This is a genomic window from Rhodococcus oxybenzonivorans (genome assembly GCF_003130705.1).
GTDB classification, from domain to species: domain Bacteria; phylum Actinomycetota; class Actinomycetes; order Mycobacteriales; family Mycobacteriaceae; genus Rhodococcus_F; species Rhodococcus_F oxybenzonivorans.
Genome location: NZ_CP021354.1, coordinates 6,190,464 through 6,213,163, shown reverse-complemented (window position 1 = coordinate 6,213,163; position 22,700 = coordinate 6,190,464). Strand labels below are relative to the sequence as shown.

General features: G+C 64.9%; 21 protein-coding genes and 2 pseudogenes. 13 read left to right on the top strand and 10 right to left on the bottom strand.

From position 1 onward, the window contains the following. The first annotated feature begins 581 nt into the window (after positions 1-581). The 3 genes and pseudogenes from CBI38_RS28760 to CBI38_RS28750 all read left to right on the top strand — a co-directional run bounded on the left by CBI38_RS28760 (position 582) and on the right by CBI38_RS28750 (position 3,580). Positions 582-1,222: pseudogene (locus tag CBI38_RS28760) on the top strand (superoxide dismutase family protein). A gap of 249 nt (positions 1,223-1,471) precedes the next feature. Further along, on the top strand, positions 1,472-2,227 hold the full coding sequence (locus tag CBI38_RS28755; RefSeq protein WP_109334319.1) for a potassium channel family protein: 756 nt from the start codon (positions 1,472-1,474) through the stop codon (positions 2,225-2,227). Positions 2,228-2,413: 186 nt separating this feature from the next. Further along, positions 2,414-3,580: an alpha/beta fold hydrolase gene (locus CBI38_RS28750; protein WP_109335437.1), complete on the top strand. Its 1,167-nt coding sequence runs from the start codon at positions 2,414-2,416 to the stop codon at positions 3,578-3,580. 99 nt (positions 3,581-3,679) lie between these two features. Here the strand turns inward: CBI38_RS28750 and CBI38_RS28745 are convergent, their stop codons facing one another. Next, positions 3,680-4,123 (bottom strand): PRC-barrel domain-containing protein, encoded by a 444-nt coding sequence (locus tag CBI38_RS28745; protein ID WP_109334317.1) that lies wholly within the window; start codon positions 4,121-4,123, stop codon positions 3,680-3,682. A 459-nt stretch (positions 4,124-4,582) separates the two neighbouring features. Next, positions 4,583-4,936, bottom strand: coding sequence for an integration host factor, actinobacterial type (gene mihF, locus CBI38_RS28740; RefSeq protein ID WP_204164839.1), 354 nt, complete (start codon positions 4,934-4,936; stop codon positions 4,583-4,585). Positions 4,937-5,164: 228 nt separating this feature from the next. Between mihF and CBI38_RS28735 the strand changes: the two genes are divergently transcribed. The 3 genes from CBI38_RS28735 to CBI38_RS28720 all read left to right on the top strand — a co-directional run bounded on the left by CBI38_RS28735 (position 5,165) and on the right by CBI38_RS28720 (position 6,544). Next, positions 5,165-5,584 carry a DUF3052 domain-containing protein gene (locus CBI38_RS28735; protein ID WP_162603296.1) on the top strand — a complete coding sequence of 140 codons (420 nt, stop codon included), beginning with the start codon at positions 5,165-5,167 and terminating at the stop codon, positions 5,582-5,584. Between the two features lie 310 nt (positions 5,585-5,894). Further along, positions 5,895-6,149 carry a hypothetical protein gene (locus tag CBI38_RS28725; RefSeq protein WP_109334309.1) on the top strand — a complete coding sequence of 85 codons (255 nt, stop codon included), beginning with the start codon at positions 5,895-5,897 and terminating at the stop codon, positions 6,147-6,149. Further along, positions 6,146-6,544, top strand: a complete 399-nt coding sequence (locus CBI38_RS28720; RefSeq protein ID WP_109334307.1) for a hypothetical protein — start codon at positions 6,146-6,148, stop codon at positions 6,542-6,544. Before CBI38_RS28725 ends, CBI38_RS28720 begins: the two co-directional genes overlap by 4 nt. Positions 6,545-6,744: 200 nt before the next feature. On the opposite strand, the gene ectB is transcribed toward CBI38_RS28720, so the two are convergent. From ectB to CBI38_RS39395, 8 genes and pseudogenes are all read right to left on the bottom strand, one after another. Then, positions 6,745-8,013, bottom strand: a complete 1,269-nt coding sequence (ectB, locus tag CBI38_RS28715; RefSeq protein WP_109334305.1) for a diaminobutyrate--2-oxoglutarate transaminase — start codon at positions 8,011-8,013, stop codon at positions 6,745-6,747. Continuing rightward, positions 8,010-8,951 (bottom strand): phytanoyl-CoA dioxygenase family protein, encoded by a 942-nt coding sequence (locus CBI38_RS28710; RefSeq protein ID WP_109334303.1) that lies wholly within the window; start codon positions 8,949-8,951, stop codon positions 8,010-8,012. The genes ectB and CBI38_RS28710 overlap by 4 nt, the downstream gene beginning before the upstream one ends. A 653-nt stretch (positions 8,952-9,604) precedes the next feature. Continuing rightward, positions 9,605-10,039 (bottom strand): MarR family transcriptional regulator, encoded by a 435-nt coding sequence (locus tag CBI38_RS28705; RefSeq protein WP_230990280.1) that lies wholly within the window; start codon positions 10,037-10,039, stop codon positions 9,605-9,607. 361 nt (positions 10,040-10,400) lie between these two features. Next, positions 10,401-10,862, bottom strand: a complete 462-nt coding sequence (locus CBI38_RS28700) for an SRPBCC family protein (protein ID WP_109334299.1) — start codon at positions 10,860-10,862, stop codon at positions 10,401-10,403. Positions 10,863-11,531: 669 nt separating this feature from the next. Continuing rightward, entirely contained in the window at positions 11,532-11,750 is a 219-nt protein-coding gene (locus tag CBI38_RS28695) for a LapA family protein (RefSeq protein WP_109335436.1), read from the bottom strand. Positions 11,751-12,072: 322 nt separating this feature from the next. After that, on the bottom strand, positions 12,073-12,612 hold the full coding sequence (locus CBI38_RS28690) for a superoxide dismutase family protein (RefSeq protein WP_109334297.1): 540 nt from the start codon (positions 12,610-12,612) through the stop codon (positions 12,073-12,075). A gap of 177 nt (positions 12,613-12,789) precedes the next feature. Continuing rightward, a complete protein-coding gene (locus tag CBI38_RS39400) occupies positions 12,790-13,047 on the bottom strand; it encodes an LGFP repeat-containing protein (protein ID WP_230990279.1) in 258 nt (85 codons plus the stop codon). A gap of 118 nt (positions 13,048-13,165) precedes the next feature. Next, positions 13,166-13,360 (bottom strand): annotated as a pseudogene (locus CBI38_RS39395) (trehalose corynomycolyl transferase); the annotation flags it as partial. Between the two features lie 300 nt (positions 13,361-13,660). Here CBI38_RS39395 and CBI38_RS28680 point away from each other — a divergent pair. The 7 genes from CBI38_RS28680 to CBI38_RS28645 all read left to right on the top strand — a co-directional run bounded on the left by CBI38_RS28680 (position 13,661) and on the right by CBI38_RS28645 (position 22,650). Continuing rightward, positions 13,661-14,071 (top strand): PRC-barrel domain-containing protein, encoded by a 411-nt coding sequence (locus tag CBI38_RS28680; protein ID WP_109334295.1) that lies wholly within the window; start codon positions 13,661-13,663, stop codon positions 14,069-14,071. A gap of 115 nt (positions 14,072-14,186) precedes the next feature. Continuing rightward, positions 14,187-15,431, top strand: a complete 1,245-nt coding sequence (locus tag CBI38_RS28675; RefSeq protein WP_109334293.1) for a cation:proton antiporter domain-containing protein — start codon at positions 14,187-14,189, stop codon at positions 15,429-15,431. Between the two features lie 85 nt (positions 15,432-15,516). Next, positions 15,517-16,044 (top strand): DUF421 domain-containing protein, encoded by a 528-nt coding sequence (locus CBI38_RS28670; protein WP_109335435.1) that lies wholly within the window; start codon positions 15,517-15,519, stop codon positions 16,042-16,044. A 100-nt stretch (positions 16,045-16,144) separates the two neighbouring features. Then, positions 16,145-17,494: a DUF2254 domain-containing protein gene (locus CBI38_RS28665; RefSeq protein WP_109334292.1), complete on the top strand. Its 1,350-nt coding sequence runs from the start codon at positions 16,145-16,147 to the stop codon at positions 17,492-17,494. A 919-nt stretch (positions 17,495-18,413) separates the two neighbouring features. Continuing rightward, on the top strand, positions 18,414-18,869 hold the full coding sequence (locus tag CBI38_RS28655; protein ID WP_109334288.1) for a DUF4383 domain-containing protein: 456 nt from the start codon (positions 18,414-18,416) through the stop codon (positions 18,867-18,869). An 82-nt stretch (positions 18,870-18,951) separates the two neighbouring features. Then, positions 18,952-19,470: an OmpA family protein gene (locus tag CBI38_RS28650; protein ID WP_109334286.1), complete on the top strand. Its 519-nt coding sequence runs from the start codon at positions 18,952-18,954 to the stop codon at positions 19,468-19,470. A 183-nt stretch (positions 19,471-19,653) separates the two neighbouring features. Next, entirely contained in the window at positions 19,654-22,650 is a 2,997-nt protein-coding gene (locus CBI38_RS28645) for a UPF0182 family protein (RefSeq protein WP_109334284.1), read from the top strand. Positions 22,651-22,700 lie beyond the last annotated feature (50 nt).

Here is a 22,700-nt window from a genome sequence, read left to right as displayed (position 1 = left end):
ACCGACTCAGGCGGGCCTATCTTGTGCGGGTACCCCGGGACACGCCTGCATCATCAACGGATCTGAAAGCGGCGATGGCATATTACGAGCTGCGACGAGGCATCGGATGGTGCCGCAACACATTTTCTCAACAGACACTTTGACGGATAGCGAACTTCTGTCACGGTCTTGCAGTGAGAGTGACCAGCGAAAGCGGGTCCGCGGCTCGCTCGTGGACATCGTCGCCCGACAGCACCGAAACGCCCGCTGGCATCAACGACTCCCCGCCCCGCAGATCCCAGGCGTGGTCAGCACCCTCACCATCCTGTTCGGGGTCTGGGCCGCGACGCCCCGGTTCCTCTGGCACCAGCGTGGCAGCGAACATCGTAATCCCGCGTCCGTTGGAACGAGTACGTGATCGGGCCCACGCGTGCTGCCCTCAGTCTCATCCCGCTGACCCGGCGCTGCGGGCGCACCGCCACCATTCCTCGGGGATGCTTCGGAGCACCCACTTCTTCATCTCCGTGCCGCGGGGTTCCTGGTCCGCAATCCCATTGCGATGTCCTGTGATTCCGACATCCGCCGGGGGGTAATCGCCGAACATGAGCGCACCACGAGCCGCCCTGATCGCGGGCATATCCCTGACCGCGCTCGTCGCCGCGGGGTGCGGCGACGACGGATCAACCGAGACGGTAGAAATACCCCCCACGTCCGCCGAAACCACGACCGATACCGGTCTCCCGACTCCGCTGCCCGGCACACCGGGCGCGGCCTTTCAGTTGCCCGGGGAAGTCGGCGACGACAACGCGTTCACCTACGACGAAGCCGCCGTCCCCGTGGGTTCGACCGTGACCATCGACTCCGAGGAGCAGGACGGCCGCACCACGGTCGCCCTCGACGCGACCGGCCTCACCCCAACCGCGACTTCGGTGTGCATGTACTCACCCAGCCGTGCGGGCCGGCACCCTCGGATTCGGGACCGCACTATCAGAACAATGTCGATCCCGCCGCCACGCCGCAATCCCCGTCGTCGGATCCGGCCTACGCGAACCCGCAGAACGAGATTTGGCTCGACATCACCACCGACGAAAGCGGCAACGCGCAGGCGGCGACGACCGTCGACTGGGAATTACGCGACAACGAGGCCCACTCGGTGGTGCTGCACGCGCAGCGCACCATGACCGGTCCCGGCCAGGCCGGAATGGCCGGTGACCGGCTGGCCTGCATCGACGAGGACTTCTGAGCTGGTCCACACCGTCGAACGCCGTCGACTCAGGTGGCCGGTCGTTCCTTCGGCACCAACAGGGCGAACAGCGCGACGATCAGGCCACGGCGAGGTACAACCCCCAGCGGCCGCCGAGCAAGGTGTCATGTTGTCGCGGACGAGATCGCCGAAGCTCACCGGCGACGGGGAGGAACGCGCCGACCGCGCGTGGGTAGTAGCCGTCCGACCGGTGGTGGCCTCCTCGCGCCCACTCCGTATCTTGCGGCTATGACGTATGCGCAGTGGGAACGGAAGACGGAGTGGCCATTAGCCGGCGCCGCATTGGGCTTTTTGGGAATCTACGCGTGGACGGTGTTGGGGCAGCCGGAGCGGACCTCCGCCGCACTGGCCGAACACGCTGTCCAGGTGATCTGGATTCTGTTCATCATCGACTACCTGACTCGGTTGATGTTGGCCGACAGGCGTGGCCGATGGTTCGTCTACCATCTGCACGAACTCGCCATCGTGGTGCTGCCGATTCTTCGGCCGCTGCGCCTGCTTCGCCTGCTGACGGTGGTCAGTTTCCTTCAGCGCTCGGTCGGCGGGGCGCTGCGGGGCCGTGTGGTGACCTACGCGATCACCGGTACCACCTTGCTGATCGTCGTCGCGTCGTTGGCGATGCTCGACGCAGAGCGTGACGCCTCCGATGCGACGATCACCACCTTCCCTGATGCCCTTTGGTGGGCGGTCGTGACGGTGACTACCGTCGGATACGGTGATCTCTCGCCGGTCACCCCTACCGGACGACTGATCGCCGTCGGGTTGATGGTGGCCGGGATCGCCCTACTCGGTGTCGTCACTGCGACCCTCGCATCCTGGCTGGTGCAGAAGGTGGCCGAACAAGATGAGGCGAACCAGGCCGCCACCCGGCAGCAGGTCGCCGAACTATCCCGGCAAATTCGAGCTCTCCGAGCCGAACTCGGCGGAGAGGACTCCTCGGCCCAGTACACAGAGAGCAATTTCTCCACTGTGAGAAATCGCTGACGTAATCGGCCGCGGTTACTGCTAGCCACGTGTGTGGGTGACGATTTGACGGCCGATGATAGTTGCGTTGGTTCCGGTCGCCGTAGACACGGCAGGGATCAGGATCCTCTCCAAGGTCCTACAGTGAAAGCAGGCCCCACCGACCTGGCCCACGCTCCCGCCGCCGTGCTCGTTGCACTGATTCCCATGCCTGCCTTGCTCCCACGCCACCGCACCACCGTCGCCGACTACAGTGACGAGCGGCGCCGAGCACGGTTGCGACAGACCCGTACCGGGCATCACTGGGTCCGGTTCGGGCGCACCCGCCGCGTGCTGGTGTGGCTGGCGGTGTGGGTACTGGTACCGGTGCTGTGCGCGGGCAGTGTGTATTGGATGCATGACGTGCTGCCCCAGCAGGTCCGGCTCGCCACCACTCAACCGCAGATCCATCCGGTGTATGACGCCCAGCGTTCGTCGGAACGGGACACCGCGGTCGTCGAACTGGTCGGGCTGGGCCACCTCGATGCCACCCGCACAGCCATCTCACTGCCCACGCTCTCGCGCATCGGGCAGGTGTGGGCGGTGCGCTACGACAACAGCGGTATCGACACCAAGGTGATCAGTAACCTGATCACCACCCATGCCCGCGACCGAGATGTCGGCTCCGTCGTGGTGTCCGGGCACAGCATGGGCGGCGTGATCGCCCTCGAAGTCGCTGAACACCTCTATCGCGACACCGATCTGGCCGTCGACGCGGTGATCCTCGATTGCACGCCCCTCGATCTGCACGCGGTCCGCGCGCAGAGCCGGGACGCCGGCGAAGACTTGCTGAGGTGGATCGGCTGGATTCCCGGGGCCCGCGAAAGTCGGGTGCTGCGGCTGTTCGTGGAGGTCGCCGCCCGACAGCACCGATTCGTCGACCCCTCGACCTGGTACCCCCGCATCGACCCGTCCGAGCTACGTGAGGTCATCGGCGAGGTCCTGCGCGAGAAGATCCTCTCTCGCCGGGCGGCGAGCAATGGGTTGATCGAGTCCCAATTCAGAGTCATCGTCGCCTCCGGCGCCATCGACAACCTCGATGCGCTCGCCGACCCGCGCGAGCGCAAACCCCGTCCCGCGATTGTGTTCCTGCGTCCCCGGGTCGCCGCCGCGGACCGGGTCGTCGACGTCGACTACAGCCAGCGCATCCTCATCGACCACTCCGGCGGACCGGAGGGCACCCTGCTGGTGGTCAAACTCGACGGCACCGGTCACGCCAACCCCAACCAGCACCCGGTCACCTACAACGACGCGATCGCCGACCGCATCGTCCCCTTCCTGCGATCCACCACCGACGCCCAGACTCCGCCATCGGCCGCCGTCGGCGAACCCTGACCAACCGGCGCGCCGGCGACCTGCAGATGTGCGGACATGCAGCGGCGGGCGTAGCGGCCGGAGCAGTACGCCCCGACCGAAATCACCGGGTCCCGAGGACTACGTGGTGGTCGAGGGCCACGGCGGTGGCGGTGGCGGATACGGGTAGACGTACCCAGCTGCCCAGAACGGGGCGTATCCGTAATGCTCGTACAGGCGCCGGTAGAAGTCCGAGACCGGCATAACCTGCGGGTCATAGGGGTCACTGCCGGCGACGTGTTCCTTGCTCCGGTCGAGGTGGACCGCGTCATCGGTGATACGGGTGATCGCGTCCACCGGCACCAGTCGGGCGGTCTTGCCGAACCCGAGGAACCCACCCGAGCCGATCCGCAGGAACCGCACCTTCCGCTCCGCCTCGTCGACGATCAATCCCTCGATCTTCCCCAGTTCGTGTCCGTCCCGGTCGTAGACACTGCGCCCACGGATGTCCTCGGCTGGATGCTCGAGCATCAGGGCGGCCTCGTCCAGATCGATCAGCGTGCGCTGATTCTCGCTCTCCGTCATCTGCCTCAGTCCTTCGCCGTCACGACCACCCCCGGTCGACGGGAGCGGGTCACTGCGCTCTGAATTCCCACTTCGCCGCTCTGTCAACCTGACATCCGATATAAACGCCACAGCAAGTATTGCTCGCTACATTTATTCGGTGATGCATTCGTTACCGATGGTCGGGCCTCGGTTTCAGATGCGTGCAGTAGGGTGGGTCATGATGAGTGCACCGGGAGACGAGGTGAACCGATCCCCTCGGCTCACCTCCTACTGGCAACGGTGCATCGACGCCGACACACGGCCCGCTCGCCGCGTACCCGCCCGCCGGGGCGAACCGACACAGCGATTCTCGCTACTGGACTACTACCGATCCCTTCGCAATCTCCGCGCACCCCTTCCGGATGATGGCGACGGCCACCGCCGATAGCGCCGAGTCCCGCCGTCCGCGTCTCGTCGTCTGCGGCATCTACACGCGCGCTAACCGATCCGATCCGACCGCCATCGAATCGGGTACTCGGTGATCTCGGTCAGCGACCGGCGTTGCCGCTCGGTCAGCGCCCCCACTCGCCGGTTCTCGGCGATTCCCGCCCGCGCGAGCAGCACCCGAGAACCCACCGGTCCCACCCCGGGCAACGCGCGCAACACCGCCTCCACCTTGGTCCGAGCCAGCGCACGCTCGGCCTGCGCCGCAGCGAGTAGCCGCGGCACGGTCCACCGCCCGGCGGAAATCTCGGTGAGCGCCCGCGCCCGCACCGTTCGAGCTTCGAGCGCGACCCGGCGTGCGTCGGCACGTTGTTCGGCCGACAGATCCGGCACAGCCAAGACCCTCACCACCCTTTTCGTTCCGCCGTCCCGGCACGTGGACGTACGCGATCGACGGACGTAAATCGAATCGGACATTTACGACAACTCGACAATATGGCACTATGCAAGAGTTGTATATGCGGGGTCTGCGGACGAGCAGTCCGCGGCCCGCAAAGACCTCGGGGTCGCGATGACCGCGCTCGGACTGCTGACGTGGCGCACCACAGCGCACCCGCGAAACGCACTACGTTGAGGATGATGACCGACCGACCACGCTCCGCACCCGCCACCGGGAACCGGCTCGGCGTGCACTCCGACATGCTGATCGCCGAATTCGGCTTCCGTGAGGACGTCGACCACGAATTGCGCGGTGAGATCCGTGAACTCGGCGGCACAACCGTCACCGGCGACGATCTCGACGGACTAGCCGATGCGGCCCTGTTGTGGTGGCGACAACCCGACGGCGACCTGACCGACGAACTTCTCGACGCACAGACCCTCCTCGGCGCGGACGGTTATTTGTGGTTGCTGACCCCGAAAACCGGCCATGACGGCTTCGTCGACCCGAGCGGGATCGCCGAGGCGGCCGAGACGGTCGGTATGACCCTCACCGCGACCCTCGACCGGCCGGATTGGCTGGGAGTGCGCCTGAGCCCGCCACGCCGTCGAGCCTGAGCTCATGAAGCCCGAAATCCTGCGGTGCCCAGCAGCACGGGCCTCGTAACGGCTTACGCGAGCGCCGTCTACCCCTCGGGGGGTCGGGTAACCCCAAAGGGTAAACGTCCTGGCTGTCCACCCTACGACGCCGAACGGACACGGAAGGGACTTCGAGGGATTCCCACCTGCGACACTTGCGGCAACGACTACGACAAGGCCTTCACCATCACCCGCGGTGACCGGTCCGCGGTGTTCGACAGCTTCGAATGCGCCTCGCAGGCGATGGCACCGCGTCGCCGGTAGCCGAGGCAACTACAGGTCGTCTGCCATGACCGGGGACGTCGAGAAACGCTGGTCCGACAGGGCCCCCTGCTGGGCTGCGCGCTATGCGGGCGTGGTGATCGGCGCCGCCCTGATCGTCATGGTGGTCACCGTCGTGCGGGCGGCCGCCGGGGAAGCGGCCGAGTGCACGACGCAGAGACGATGGTTTGGTCCACTGCGGGCCGTCCTAGACACCCGTGCCGGCGCAATGCCGGTTGCCGGTGTTTGCTGCCCGGTGTGGGTGGTAACCCTGCGCTCATGAGGTCCGCCCGCGCGTGCGGTGTCGCCGCCGCCTTGTGGGTGCTGGTTGCCTGCGGCTCCGGCACAGACACCAAATTTGGTGACACCACCACGGCTCCCCCCGAGGCCGCCGGCGCCCAGGACGAGAGAGACCGGGCCGCCGAAATAGCCAGATACAATGCTGATCTCGCTGCGTTCGTCGCTGCTTTTCGTACCCGCTATCCGGAGCTGGCCAGCAACCGCAACGACGACTCGATCGCGCATATCGCCATCGAACCGTGCATCGATCTCGCCAACGGCGCCGACGAGCAGACCGTGACCGCCACGATCACAACGCAGGCCGAAAACCGGGGCACCCTACCGACCCCGGAGCAGGCGCAGCAGATTTATCGCCTGGTAGAACCCATCTGCCCGTGACGACGTCGTACCGTGAGCGGTGACGGCATCCAGGGACGACACCACGAGCGACCGAAGACACGGCGTGCCGCGGTGCGGGGTGCGGAGATCCGCCAGCACCTGTGTCGGACCTGTGATGCACGCGAGCCTCCGTGCTCCGTGCTCACCAAAACGCGACCAGCGTGAGAAGAACTACGACGATTGCCGGGAACGATGCGGTATCAGTGGTGATTGGTGGCCGCGGTTGCCGCGTCGGCGAGTATCCGGATTCCGTATGCGATCTCATCGTCGGTAGCGGTGAGGGGCGGCAGCAATTTGACCACCTCGTCTCGGGGGCCGGAGGTCTCGACCAGCAGACCGTGTTCGAAGGCGTGGGCGCTCACGCGTGCGGCCTGCGCGGCGTCGGCGAAAACGAGTCCCTGAATCATCCCGCGCCCGCGAGAGGACACGGTCGGGAGTGTGGCAGTGAGATCGGTGAACGCCGCGCTCATCATTTCGCCCCGGCGGCGGGTGGCACCCTCTAGGCCGTCGTCGTTCCAGTAGTGTTCGAGGGCCGCCCGCGCCGTGACGAAGGCGAGGTTGTTGCCGCGGAACGTCCCGTTGTGTTCGCCCGGCTCCCAGATGTCGAGATGCGGTTTGAGAAGTGTCAGTGCCATAGGCAGGCCGTATCCGCTGATCGACTTGGACAACGTGACTATGTCGGGTTCGATTCCGGCGTCCTCGAACGAAAAGAACGGGCCGGTTCGTCCGCATCCCATCTGCACATCGTCGACGATCAACAGGATGTCGCGGTCGCGGCAAAGTTGGGCGAGCGCCCGCAGCCATTGCGGCCGTGCGACATTGACGCCGCCTTCGCCCTGCACCGTTTCGACGATCACCGCTGCGGGCTTCTCCAGCCCACTTCCGGAATTCTCGAGGGCGTGCTCGAGCCAGTGGAAGTCGTCGACGGTCCCACCCAGGTAGTGGTCGAACGGCATCGGGGTCGTATGGACGAGGGGTACGCCGGCGCCGGCACGTTTCATCGAGTTGCCGGTCACCGCCAGCGCACCCAGTGTCATTCCGTGGAAGGCGTTGGTGAAGCTGATGATGGTTTCGCGGCCGGTGCATTTTCGTGCCAGTTTGAGTGCGGCCTCGACGGCGTTCGTTCCGGTCGGCCCGGGGAACTGCACCTTGTAGTCGAGATTGCGGGGCGCGAGGACCACCCGATGGAGCGTTTCGAGGAATTCCCGCTTGGCGACGGTGTACGTGTCGAGTGAGTGGGTGATTCCGTCGCGTGCGACATAGTCGACGAGGGCGGATTTGAGCACAGGGTTGTTGTGCCCGTAGTTCAGCGATCCGGCTCCGGCGAAGAAGTCGAGGTATTCGTGCCCGGTCTCGTCGGTCAACCACGAGCCCGACGCCGTGGCGAAGGTGGTCGGCCAACGCCGGCAGTAACTGCGGACCTCGGATTCGAGTTCGTCGAAGACGGAGGGTCGTAGGCCGGCGCTCACCGGCGGTTCCGACCCTGGCGGGTGGCACCGATTTCCGCGGCCGTTGACGTCTCGACAGCTGCCTTCCCGGTCGCAGGGGGATGTTTGGCGAGAAAGGACGGACGTGGGACCGAGCCGGAGAACGGTCGGTCGATCGGATTGTCGACACTGTTGAACACCACGAAGATGTTCGCGCGCGGCAACGGGCTGATGTTTCCACCCGACGCATGCAGGGCGTTGCAATCGAAGACCGTCATCGATCCTGCTGCTCCGGTCAGCACGTCGATTCCGTGGGTCTCGGCCATGTCGGCGATGATGTTTTCAGCGGGGGCACCGACCCGGGGGGCAGTGGTGACCAGGGACTCCCGATAGTAGTCCTCAGGGGTGGCGCCGGCACACTGCACGAACGAACGATGCGTTCCGGGCATGATCATCAACGGTCCGTTGTAGGTCTCGTTGCGGGTCAGGGCGATCGACGCGCTCACCGCGCGTGGGTGCCGCATTCCGTCTTCGGCGTGCCAGGTCTCGAAATCCGAATGCCAGTAGAAGGCACCGCCGTGAAAGCCCGGTTTGTAGTTCAGCCGGCTCTGATAGATGTAGACCTCGGATCCGAGGATCTCTCGGGCGATGTCCTCGGCGCCGGATTCGGCGACCGCGTTCCGCACGATGTCGCTGAACTCGACGATGTCGAAGATGGAACGCACCGCGCTGGTGCCTTCTTCCCGGACGATCCGGGCATCGCCGCGAACTTTCGGATCGTTCTGGAGTCGGTCGATCTCGGCGAGACAGTTCTCGACGGACTCGGTGCTGAGCGCGTGGTCCTGCTGAAGATATCCGCGTTCGGCGAAGACCGCCACATCCGGAGTCGTGGACGTGCCCCACACGACGGGGTGTGGACGCTCGAGCACCTGCGGTATCGCTGACACGCGGGACGTGTACGGATCGGTCATCGTGGTCATTCCAGCAGCACCTGCATTTCGATGTCGGGACCGGCGGTGTGTCGTCGTACCGTCCGGCTCGTCGGGGTCACCGGGCGTTCGCCGCACCGCGCCTAACGGATCCGAGGTCGTGATTCTGCACAGCGGCGTTTCCCGACTCGAGTGGACCTGCGCCCGCGGGTGGGGCGATTGCCGTGCTGGGTCGAAAAGCACAGCTCAGTGACTTTTTTTGTCGTTACGTCCGGTCTCCTCTCGCCCGCTCGGCACGACCGAGCGAATACCCCGGCGCAGCAACTATTGCATAGTGCCATATAAACGCTATGTCGCAAATGTCCGTCTTTCCTCGCGGCCGCCGGTCCGAGCTCGAATGTTCGGGGTGTGGTGTCGGCCACTGACCGGAGTGCTGTTTGCTTTTGCTAATCCCGGCAAACCCGACCCGTCAGCCGCGACGAGTTCTGTTGTGTCTGAGCGTCCGTGTCGACCGGTCGCGAGTCGATCTGCGTCTCGGTGAGGGGAGTGACCGGCTCGCCGCCCAGGCCCGGAGTGCGCGATACACGCGTCGACTGGCCGGACGACAGCATTCGGCAAACGTCATTCGCGACGTTCATGCGATACCACCGTCGGGCCCCCGGGCAGTGCCGCACGGGCAGCGGCGGCGCGGCGCGGGGATGCGATCACACCCAGTACATATCGAGGGATGTCTGCGCGTCCGGTTCCGCGCCGGCCGCGGTGAATGCTTTCAGTGCCCGTACCAAGCCGACGCGAGTGGTCGGTGGCATCTTCTCGACCACGGCTGCGATCTCACGCCGACGGCGGGTCGTGACCTCCCGCACCACCGCCGCGCCACGTCTGGTCAACCCGACCATCAGCTCGCGGCGCGAGTGCGGACTGGCTTCCCGCGTGATCAGGTCGGCGAAGACGAGTCGATCGACCATCCGGGTAGCCGTGGACGGCTGCACGTCGAGATTTTGTGCCAGCGAGGCGAGGTTGATCGGGCCGTGCGTTTCGAGGACGACCAGGACCCGGAACTGCGGAATCGTGATCGAATCGTCCACCGACGCAATGGAGCGCGCCGACAGCGACACCAGCAGTCGCGACGCCGTCAACATCGCGTCTGTTATCGCGTCGACGGTCTCCACAGTGCCGGTTACGGTGCCCGTGGCCGGCCTTGTCTTAGGACTGTGCTGAGTTACCCTCCGTGGCATATTCCTACCATGCACCTTCACGGCAACAATTGCATAGCGCACCCCTGCTCACTCTCCGTTGGGCCGATTCGGTGGCTCACGAACGGTGTCCGAGTTACCGTGGAGCTGGTGCCGTCGGCTGATGGCGAGGGGTCGTCACATCGGTCGCGGCGCCGCACCACACACGCGGCCCGAGACAGACCGGTGCGGGTTGCATGATCTCTCGAGTGCCGTCCGAGCACGGGAGATGCAGCCGGTAAGGACCGACCGACCACTCACGTAGGGGTCAGGTTCTGGGCCGGTCGATGTCGCCGCGCCATCCCGTGGTGAGGGTGTCCTTGTCCTCGACGAAGCTTTTGAATCTCTTCATGTCGTCCTTGACGCGGCGGTCGAGGACACCGAGTGCGTCGGCGACATTCTCGACGAAACCATCGGGGTCAATGTCCATTTGCGCCGTCACCCGGGTGGTGGTGTCGCTGAGGCGGTGGAAGGTGATCACTCCGGCGTGGGACGGCCCCGAGTCGGATTTCCATGCCACCCGCTGGTCGGGGTGTTGTTCGGTGATGGTGGCGTCGAATTCACGGAGGTGCCCGGACACGTCGATCGTCCAGTGGGTGTGGGTGTCGTCGATCTGCCGGATTTCCTCGACCCCTTTCATGAACTTGGGGAACGATTCGAATTGTGTCCACTGGTCGTAGGCGACGCGAATGGGAACCTCGACGTCAATGGCTTCGGTGATGGTGCTCATAGCGAGCGGATACCCGCAATAGCGTCGGCTACCACGCTGATATGTGGAGGCCCGGCGGTCTACCCTGCCGCCGAGTGTGGTTCGTGCAGCACAGAGCGATGGGTGAACGCCGTACGCCGTGGTGTGTGAGGTGGGGCTATTCGGCCGGAGCCTATCTTTCGGCCCTCGGGCGGGGCAACTCACTGTCGGCTTCGGGACTTTCGCCTGGGTTCGGCCGCGCCGCTGCCTGGTCCATCCGATCGAGGTGCGACTTGATCCATTCGGTGCTTGCGGAGGTGGAGGTATGCAGGGTTCTGAAGGTGTCGGTCATGAAGTCCGTTTTCCAGTCCTCGGGGATGTATCTGGGAGCCCGCCTTTGGTAGGTCCTTGAAACCCACGGTACGGGCCGGGGCACATATTTCAAGGCGAAGATGATCCCGACTGAGGGATTCCCTCGCTGCGGGGCGGCACCGCCTGGCTGTTGTTCTGCAGAGGTAGATCTACAGACATGGGTAGCGCAGCATCGCCGGACCAGCGCACATCGTCGCCGGGCCTCGGGGAGTGGGGCGCACCGGCGAGGGCGCCGTTGTAACCCGCGGGAGGCGCGGCCGGCGAAAAATACAGCTCGCTTGTTCTCTGGGTGGCTGATCGGCAGTGCGGCTGGAAGGCCGGGCTGCTTGGCCGCCCGGATCAGCGTTTGTTGTAGGCGTGCCGCAGCTGCCAGATCCTGGCACCGCCAACTAATGCCATCACCAACAGTCCGGCGATGGCGGCGAACAGCAGGGCGATACCAAGTGGCAGGGAAAAATTCCAGCCGAGGAAGGCAATCGCGGTGCGCTCGGTGTTCTGAAGAATGAAGATCAGCAGAGCGAGGAGGATGATGGCGCCAACGGTCACCGCCACCCACATCCTCCCGGTTCGCGTGGGCGCCAAATCTACTTTGGCGGGCGTGGGTGCGGTGGTGCTGCGATCATCGGCATCCTTTCTCGCGGAATCCGGTTCATCGGCAGGCGGATTGCCACCGGGGCCTTTCGTGATCACTTTTCACGCTCCTTTGCCATCATGCGGCCTGCCGCTAGATCGGCAGACTCGTGTCACAGGATGGTTCCTAGATTCCCCTGGAGAAGCGCGGCGACGACGTACAGCGCGATCGCCAGGGGATAGTACGGATTCATGATTGTCACCTCATCATATTTCGGGCGGGGACCACCTCGACCGAGGGAAGTACGTTTTACTCGATGACCGCGCACGCGACCCGGGCACCGGCGTCGCCGGTCGACAACGTTTGCTCGTCCGGGACCGGGTCGCCTCCCGGCAACGAATAGCGGGTAGGGATGTTCGCGAAGTTGTCCGGATCGGCGTGGACGATCACCGCCCGCCCTTGCCCGTCATTGCGCAGATCGTCGAGCGTGAACGCCTCCGACGAGGTGACCAGAGTCCCGGTGCCACCCTCGCGAACGTGTATCGATGTCAGGTCGCCACTGGCGGGATGGCTCGTACGGCCGCCAGCCTGCATGTGTCCACCGGCGGACAAGAAATCTCCGGGCTCTCCGCCGCCGGGCGGTGTCGAGTCGGGTTCGCACAGTCCGCGTTCGTGAATGTGGAAGCCGTGGAAACCGGGCTCGAGACCGGAAACCTCGGCTCGAACCTCCACGAAGCCGGCCCGCTCAACGAAGGTCACCGTCCCCGCAGGTCCACCGTTCGCGTCGAGGAACCCTCTGGAGAGGACGTTGCCGCCCGGCGAATGGCCGGGGGTGGCCGGGTATCTCACCGGTGGTCAAGGGGGCGGTAGAACCGGTCCACACCGGTGGGACGGTTCCCGTCGACTCGGTGGGCTCGGCGTCGGTCGAGCAGCCGGTAACCAATACGGCGGCAACAAGGACGGCAAGAGTGGGCCCAGGTGACCGTTTCCGGAGGGGCGGGGCCGTCCGGGAAGGATCACTGCGGGTCAGGACGTGATGATCTGGTCGCCCTCGTCGAGCCATCGGATCCAGCCTCCCTGAAAGTTGGTTTGCCGGCCGCCGGAAATGTCGAACTCGTCTGTGGTGGGGAACCCGAACCGGCCCTGCTCAAAACCGTGGCGGCCCCATTCGGCGAAGATGGCGCCGTACACCGGATGAGTGCCCGCGGCGGAGGCGTAGATGTTGCCGTGCTGGAAGCGGTTGAATCGTCCCGCATCGCCGGGCGTGGAAAGCTCGCCGCTGATCGGCCATCCGACCGCCGAAGCGGGACCGCCGTCGCCGGCATATTTCTTTCCGATGTCGCCGTAGACTTCCCAGGCCCCCGGTGTCGTTGGTCCAGTACATCGCGCCGTGCTCGAAGTCTTGTATCCGGCCGCCGTTGATCCCGTATTCGTCTTCGGTACAACGGCCGAGGGGGCCGGCCTCGGCCCCGATTTCGGCGTAGCGGGTACCGATCGCACCGTGCGGGCGGCAGTAGTCCGGTTCGTCGGATCCGCAGGCCACTAACGTTGCGGCACAGAAACCGGCCACAGCGGCATAGGCGATCCTCCGGAACATCTGCTCCACCTCCCATCGTCGTTTGTATGGTCATCGGTGGTCTACCCGAGGCGTACCCCCACTCCCATTCGGGTAAACCGGACAAATCGCCCGACGCTCGTCGGTTGACATCGCGTCCGAACCGCGGAAACGTGGCAGGTGCCGGGGCGGTTTCGACGCCGGTCCCGCCATCGGCGTGAGGGGACAGACCCATCATTGCGCTACGGGCCGTGGCACCAGCCTCGATGGGCAGCAACCATCACAGCTCTATCATCCTGGGCCTCAGGTTAATCGAGCGAATCACGAGGAGAGGAGAGGCAGATGGAAGCAGAAAACTATTCCACGCTGATCGATCTCGACGACACGACATTGACACTGACGAATCCACTCGAGGACATCAGGGGGGAGAAGGTGTATGACCGCGAAGGACACGAGATCGGCGACGTCGACGGTCTGCTCGTCGATGAGCGGGAGAACAGGGTCAGATTCCTGCGGATCGGTTCGGGCGGATTCCTCGGACTGGGCAAGACCAAAAGGTTGATACCCGTGGATGCGATCACTCGGCGAGAAGCTGGAGAAGTTCACATCGATAGGACCAAGGAAAATGTCGCGGGAAGCTCTCCCTACGATCCGGAACTCGAGAACGCACGCGAGTATTACGCGGGCCTATACGGATATTACGGTTACATGCCGTTCTGGGCGCCCGGTTATGCCCCGCGGGGCCGTTGGTGATGCGCACTTTGCCGATACCGGCGAGTTGACCCCAACACTCCCTGCCCGTCATGGGAAGTATCGGTATCGCCCTCTCGCCGGGTGAACGAGGCCGCACCTGGGGTACCCGTGGGCAATGGACCTCGATGTCGTACTCGCGGTAGTCGGTGTGCTCGGCGTCATGGTGGCGGCGATATCGGCCAAGATGCGTCGTCTGCCGATCTCGGAACCTCTCCTGGGTCTTGCCGCGGGTGTGCTATTGGGGCCGCATTTCGCCGGTGCCCTCGCGATCGCCCCGCTCACCATCGAGCACACCCTGTTGCACGAGGTGAGCCGGATACTTTTGGCCATCTCCGTGATGGCGATCGCCTTACGTTATCCGGTCCACGACATCCGTCCCCGGGGGCGGGACGTAGTCCTCTTGATGATCATCGCTATGCCTGTGATGGCAGCGGTCTCGGCCGGGTTGGCGTGGGCGATACTCGGCCTGCCGATAGCGGCGGCGTTGCTGTTCGGAGCCGCGCTGAGCCCCACCGATCCGGTCCTGGCGTCCAGTGTCGTCACCGGTGATGCAGCCGAAAAGGACCTGCCTGCCCGCGATCGCCAGATCCTGTCCCTCGAGTCCGGGGCGAATGACGGCTTGGCGCTGCCTCTGGTCATCGTCGCGATCGCGGCGGCGGGGTCACTGTCTGCCGTCGCAGCGGTGGGCGAATCACTGTGGCAGATCCTCGGTGCCGCCGTGCTGGGCGCACTGATGGGGTGGCTCGGTGGCTGGGCACTGCGCTCGGGTGAAAAGCATGGGGCGACAGCGAGCGCACCGGCACTCTTTTTCACCGTTGTCCTCGCCTTGGGCATTCTCGGCCTCGCCGGACTGATACACGTGGACGGGATTCTGGCGGTTTTCGTCGGTGGACTCGCCTTCAATCGGACCGGGACGGGGGCCGATCGCGCAGCAGAGGTGCCTATCGATGAGGCAGTCAACCGTTTCGCGGTGTTGCCGTTGTTCGTGTTGCTCGGGGCAGCGTTGCCGTGGTCGCAGTGGAGTGAGCTCGGTTGGCGTGGCCCGGTTCTTGTTCTGGCGGTACTGGTGTTGCGGCGAATGCCGATCGTGCTGTTGCTGCGGCGGCCGCTGCGTCTGCCGATGCCCGATGCCCTCTATCTCGGTTGGTTCGGCCCGGTGGGGGTGTCGGCGTTGTTCTACCTGACCCTGGAAGCGAAACGGATCGGCGTGGAGGAAACGGTCCTGGCGCCAGGTTCGCTGGTGCTTGTCTGTAGCACAGTGGCTTTCGGTGTGACCGGAGTGCTCGGTCGGGTGCTCTACCGGCGGGCCACCGTGCAGGGCAAGCAGGTCACCGAACTCGGAGACGCCACTCCGAGTTGAGGTGACGAGGTCCTGCGTGGTATCGGGCGTTCGCTGTGCGGTTCCGTTCCGGTTTCGTGCGGAACCGCTCGGGTATGCCGAAAGGATGTGGTTCGACTCGTGGTCTGAAATAGCCCGCACCGCAGCGGTGGGGTCTGCAGCATATGTTGCGTTGATTGCGATACTCAGGATCTCCGGCAAGCGAACCCTGGCCAAGCTCAATGCGTTCGACTTCGTGGTGACGGTGGCGCTCGGTTCAACCCTGGCGACTATTCTGCTCAGTTCCGACGTGTCGTGGACCGAAGGGGCCATGGCGCTGATGGTGCTGGCGGCATTGCAATATCTGGCCGCGGCAGTGTCCTCCCGCGTGCGCCCGGTTCGGGCGGTGATGACCGCCGCGCCGACGCTACTGCTGAACAACGGGAAGTTGCTCGACGATGCCCTGGCCGCCCAGCGGGTCACTGCCGCCCAGGTGCGCCAGGCGATACGCGGCTCGGGTGCGGGGGACATGACCGCCGTCGCGGCGGTAGTCCTCGAATCCGACGGAAGCATGAGCGTAATCACCAGCGCCTCGGTCGGCGATGGGTCCGCACTCACGGATGTCCCTCGATGGCCAGCGCCCAGCCACCGATGATCCAAACTCGACGGAGAAGAACCCATGATCGAGCCGGCACCGAGCGCACCAGAGCCGTCCGCGGCACGTCGCGGCAATCGCCACCAGGTGGGCTCCTAGAATGGGGGGATCTCGCCGACGGTTGTTCGCCGACGCCGTACACACCCGTCTGTGGCCCATTCCCGCAGCCGCCGTCACCGCCGCACTCATCGCCGGTATCTTGCTCCCGGAACTCGATGCCGTCATCGACGACACACTGCCGCCGACGGCCGCAAACCTCCTTTTCGGCGGCAGCGCCGATGCCGGACGCGAGGTCCTCGGGGTAATCGCGTCGTCCCTGATCACCGTCACCGCGTTGACCTTTTCACTGACCCTGGTGACGTTGCAATTGGCCAGCAGCCAGTACACGCCGCGGCTGCTACGTACCTTCGCGGCCGATCGTTTCGTCCAACGCACACTCGCCCTGTTCCTGGCGACATTCGTCTACGCACTGACGGTACTGCGCACCGTCAGAAGCGACAGCGGCGACGACCCCGCGTTCGTCCCCAGAATTGCGGTCACCTTCGCGTTCGTCCTCACCATGCTCAGCGTCCTGGCCCTGGTGCTGTTTCTGGCGCACCTGGTACGCCAGATCCGCATCGAAACCATGCTCCACCACGTCCATACCGACAGTGTCGATGTGGCCCGACGATTCCTCGACCCCCGCCGCACCGGGGACGGCCGCGACACCAGACCCCCACCGCCGACACCACCCCACCCTCTCGAATCTGCCGCGTCGGGATTCCTCGTCAGCATCGACGAACAGGCACTTCTTCGCGCCGCCACCGAAGCCGGCGTGGTGATATGGATGGACCGAGCGGTCGGGGACTTTCTCGTTGCCGGTACACCGATCGGAGACTGTCACCCAGCCGGCCGCGGTGATCCGCTCGACCCGCAGAGCATGGACGCTCTCCGCGAACAGGTGACCCGATCGCTCGGAACCGGCCTCGAACGCACCGCAACCCAGGACATCGGGTACGGATTACGGCAACTCGTCGACGTCGCGATCAGGGCCTTGTCGCCGGGAATCAACGACCCGACCACCGCGATCCATGCGCTCAGTTCATGTTCTTCCCTGCTGTGCGAGCTGTCCGGATATCAGCTCGGCCCGGTGACGCTCGACGACGATGCGGGCATCACACGCGTGCGGTTGCAGCGCCCGACCTGGCCCGAACTGCTCGATCTCGTGTGCAGCCAGCCACGGCGTTACGGTGCCCAGGATCCGGTGGTGCTGGGCCGGCTGCTGTCACTGCTGCGCGATGTCGCCTGGCGTACAGAAGATCCCCACCACACGAGGGCAATCACCGACCAACTCGGCCGGCTGGAGCGCACCGCTTCCGAGCAGAACTTCGACGCCGCCGAGCGCGGAGAACTCGACACACTCGCCGAACACGTTCGCGCTGCCCTCGAACAGCACTGGACTCACAAATAGGAAGAGCACCCGACCCGGATAGCGACACATTCCGGCCGTATCGCCGGGTAAGGAGGGCCGCCACCGATGACGTGGCCACTGACCGCGGTCGGCTAACTGCTCATCGAAGGGGGCGGTCGCCGTTCTCCAACGCGGTCAGCCGAGTACGGCGACACGACTACTCGACTCGGTGACCGGGGCGCTGACCACGATGGAGCTAGATTTGATGCAGTACCAGGAAACCTTTTCTTCCGTGATGCCGATCCTGCCTACTCCTTCGCTGTCGCACTGTCGTTCGTGCCCGCGCTGGCGGCCGCAGGATCGAAATCCGACTCGATGGAGGTGCGCTGGGCCGCGGAGATGCTCGACACCCAGGCAGATCACCTCGCCCGCTGACTCGACGTGAATTACCTCCGTACCCGGGCAGGGACACGTGAGGTCTTCGACGCGTTCGCCGATGACCACCGGCCCCGCCCACTGCTCCACCGGTAGACACACGTCCGCGCGTCGGCGGGGAGACACCGATCGTCCCGCTCTGGATCTCACTTTTGTCGATTCTCATCTCAGCATTGCTCACAATTGCCATGGCGAATTGATGTTGCATGCGCAGGTTCACGGGTACGGTGTGTAAGACCTGCAAGCGACGAGTGCGGCCGGCAACAATATGAGCATTGCACGATCCGCGCCGAGGTCTGCCGCCGCTGCGAACACGCCTGCGTCGACGCCCTTGCCTGAGGCCCAGGCGAAGCCGCACCCCTCCGACCGATGTCCGTCTTACCGTGAGGAGCCGGCGACCCACGTGGTCGCCGCACTTTCTCGCCGTCCCCGGTTTGACCGAGACGGCAGCGGGTAGGCGGCAAACGAAGCGTAAAATTCGGACAAACCGGACACGAGCTTGTTTGTGCGCTTCTTGCGGATACAGCCTCTCGGAAGGACGCTGATGACTGAGCACTCCACCACAACCACCAGACCGCTTGCCCGGATCGCCGCCTTCACTGTCGGGGCACTTTTTCTCGTGGTCGGCATCCTCGGATTCATTCCTGGAGCCACAACCGGTTACGACACCCTCGGCTGGGCCGGCCACCACTCCGAAGCCGAAATCCTCGGAGTGTTCCAGGTATCGATCCTGCACAATGTGGTCCACCTGCTCTTCGGCGTCGCTGGAGTTGTGATGGCGCGCACCGCCGCCGCAGCGCGGATATTCCTACTCGGCGGTGGCCTCATCTATCTGCTGTTGTGGCTCTACGGGCTGATCATCAATCGGGACTCGGCCGCGAACTTCATTCCGGTCAACATGGCAGATAACTGGCTCCATCTAGGACTCGGCATCGTCATGATCGGCCTCGGCCTCCTCACCTCGAGTCGAGCGAAACACACGGCCGCGACGCCCACATAGCAGCAAACGCCGCCGGGTCTGCATGCAGTGCGGCAAAGATCGAAAACACCGAAGAACCCGAACTTGAACGAAGGAGAAAACAATGCGGAGAAAAATTGCCAGTGCATGTGCTGCTGCGGCCATCACCCTCGCCGGAGCAGGAGCTGCCGGATGTTCCGACAATGCCGATGACCCCACCCCAGCGAACACACCGACATCGATGCCAGAAACCACCGAAGACACCATGACCAGTGTCGACGCGACCGCCTCTGCAGCGTTGACCACGGCTCGAGAGACGGCCCAGGACGCCATCAACGCCGCCGTCGAGGCCGTACCGATCGCCTTCGCTCCCGGCACCGCCGACCTGAACGCGGCCTCCGACGCCACGATCACGGCGGTGGCTACTGCCTTGAAGGCAACCGAAGGTGATGTTCAGATCGAGGCCTACGCGACGAACAGTGACGAAGACGCGGCGACGGACCTGGCCGAACGGCGGGCCAACGCAGTCGCGGACGTTCTCGAAAGCAAGGGGATCGACCGTGAGCGGCTCTCTGCGGAAGGCATCGCAAACCCGGACAACGTCAACATCGATCAGGTAAAGATCACCGTCACCGAGAACTAGTGCACCCGGGACTTTCACGGCGGATCGGCCTTGCCGTGAATGCCCGGAGGGCTCCTTGTGCGGCTTTCGGGCAGTGCCGCGGGAACCCTAAACTAACGAACACACGGGCAGGCACTTTTCTTGGTCGCCGGGGCTGTTCCCGACTTCAGCCGCCCAGACAAGTGCCGCCGCGGGAGGTGGGCAATGCAACCGTCCGAACGGGTGCGACCGTTGTCTCGCCGTGCGACCGTGTGGACGGCGGCACTGTTGATCGTCGCGGCGCTGCTTGTGGTCGGGCCACGCCTGATCGCCGTCTATACGGACTGGTTGTGGTTCGGGGAAGTCGGGTACCGCGGTGTGTGGGGCACCATCCTGGTGACCCGACTAGTCCTGTTCACGCTGGTCACCGTGCTCGTGGCTGCCCTGATCTTCGCGGCGTTGTTCTGGGCGTACCGGTCGCGGCCACTGTTCGCCGACGCCGCGGCTGCCGCCGGGAAGGATCCCATCGAGCAGTACCGGACGGTGGTGATGAGCCGGCCACGGGTGTTCGCGATCGGCATTCCGCTGCTGCTGGCTCTGCCGTTCGGCCTCAACGCACAGGCGAACTGGGAACGAGTGCAACTGTTCCTCCGCGGCGGCAGCTTCGGAATCACGGATGCGGAGTTCGGGCACGACGTCGGCTTCTACGTCTTCGACTTACCGTTCTACCGGTTGGTATTGACGTGGTTGCTGGTGGCGGTGTTCCTGGCCTTCCTCGTCAGTGTGGGCGCTCACTACCTGTTCGGCGGGATACGGCTTTCGTTCAAGGAGAAGACCGACCCGGACGCCACCACCTCCGCATTGACGCGGTCGGCGCTGATCCAGCTCGCGGTGCTGGCGGGAAGCTTCATCGTGCTGAAGGCAGCGGCGTACTGGTTCGACCGCTACTCGCTGTTGTGGAGCAGCCGCAAGGAACCCACCTTCACCGGCGCCGGGTTCACCGATATCCACGCCGTGCTGCCGGCGCGGCTGATCCTGTTCTCGATCGCCATCATCTGTGCTGCAGCGTTTTTCGCGGCAATCGTGGTGCGCGATCTCCGGATCCCGGCGATGGCGGCCGCCCTGCTGTTGCTGTCCTCGATCCTCGTGGGCGGGCTGTTCCCGGCGCTGATGGAGCAGTTCTCGGTGCGCCCGAACGCCGCCGACCGGGAGAGCCCGTACATCGAACGCAACATCGACGCGACCCGGCAGGCGTACAGGATCGGCTCGGAGAGGGTCGAGTATGAGGATTACCCCGGTGTGGGTACCCGGCCACCACGGGATTTGCCCGCTGACGTCACCACCATCGCCAACGCCCGACTCCTCGACCCGAACGTGCTCTCGCGCACCTTCACGCAGCAGCAACAACTGAAGAATTTCTACGGCTTCACCCCGACCCTCGACATTGACCGCTACACGATCGACGGGGAGCTCAGCGACTACATCGTCGCCGCCCGGGAACTGTCCCCGAACAGCCTCAGCGGCAACCAGACGCAGTGGATCAACCGGCATACCGTCTACACCCACGGCAACGGATTCGTCGCCGCCCCAGCCAACCGCGTCAATGCCGCCGTGAGGGACGCCGCCGGCCAGAGCGCCAGCAGCGACAGCGGCTACCCGATCTACACCGTGAGCGACATCGCCTCCCAGGCCGCCGGCCAGCAACTCATCCCGGTGCAGCAACCCCGCATCTACTTCGGTGAACTCATCGCGCAGGCGAGCCCGGACTACGCCATCGTCGGCGCCCAGCCGGGGGCCGAGCCTCGCGAATACGATACGGACACCTCGGCATATACCTACACCGGTGCCGGTGGGGTACCGGTCGGGAGCTGGATCAATCGGCTGGCGTTCGCCGCCAAATACGGTGAACGCAACATCCTGTTCTCCGGTGCGATCGGGGCCGATTCGAAGATCATCTTCAATCGAGACCCGAAGACCCGCGTCGAGCACGTCGCACCGTGGCTGACCACCGACGGCAACCCTTACCCCGCCGTCGTCGACGGACGCATCACCTGGATCGTCGACGCGTACACCACCCTCGAGCACTACCCCTACGCACAGGCGGCGTTCCTCAGTGAACCCGTCACCACCGAGACGGGCCTGACACTCGCACGTGAGCAGGTCTCCTACATCCGGAACTCGGTCAAGGCCACCGTCGACGCCTACGACGGTACCGTCACCCTTTACCAAGTCGACCGAGACGACCCTGTCCTGAAAGCATGGATGAACGTATTTCCCGGGACGGTACAGCCCGAGGACACGATCTCGCCCGATCTGCGCGCCCACTTCCGTTATCCCGAGGACCTGTTCCGGGTGCAGCGGGAACTGCTGGCGAAGTACCACGTCAACGATCCACGCGAGTTCTTCACCAACAACGCATTCTGGTCGGTGCCCAGTGACCCCACGTCCGACACCGACGGACAGCAACCGCCGTACTACGTTCTCCTCGGCGATCAGGACACCGCCGCACCCTCCTTCCGCCTCACCAGTGCCATGGTCGGATTCAATCGCGAGTTCCTCTCCGCCTACCTCTCCGTCCGCTCGGACCCGGAGGAGTACGGGAAAATGCACATACTGCAGCTACCCACGGACACCCAAACCCAGGGCCCGCAGCAAACCCAGAACTCGATGATCTCCGATACCCGCGTCGCATCGGAACGCACTCTGCTCGAGCGGTCGAACCGTATCCACTACGGCAACCTGCTGACGTTGCCGATCGCCGACGGCGGCTTCCTCTACGTCGAACCGTTGTTCACCGAGCGGCTGTCCACCAACGTCGACGGCTCCACGTTCCCTCAACTGTCCCGCGTCCTGGTGAGCTACCGGGAACCGGGAACCGGGGGTGTGCGCGTCGGGTACGCACCCACGCTCGCCGAAGCACTCGACCAGGTATTTGGAGCAGGAACCGGACGCGCAGCGACCGCGCCCGGCGGCGACGCGGCCACCGCACCACCGTCGGACCCGCAGGCCACTCCCGCGCCGCCGGTAGAAGGAGCCGAGCCGATTCCCGCGCCGCCGGCCGGGCCGGCGGACTTGACCGCCGCGGTCCTCGAACTCAACGACGCCCTGGCCAGCCTGCGCGAAGCGCAGCAAACCGGGGACTTCACCGCCTACGGCACCGCCCTCGACCGCCTGCAACGGGCCATCGACGGCTACCTCGCCGCCGGGGGAAGCCTGAATTGACATTCTCCCCGGAAGTGACGCGGCCGCTGGGGTTTGCCGCGTCGACCGGG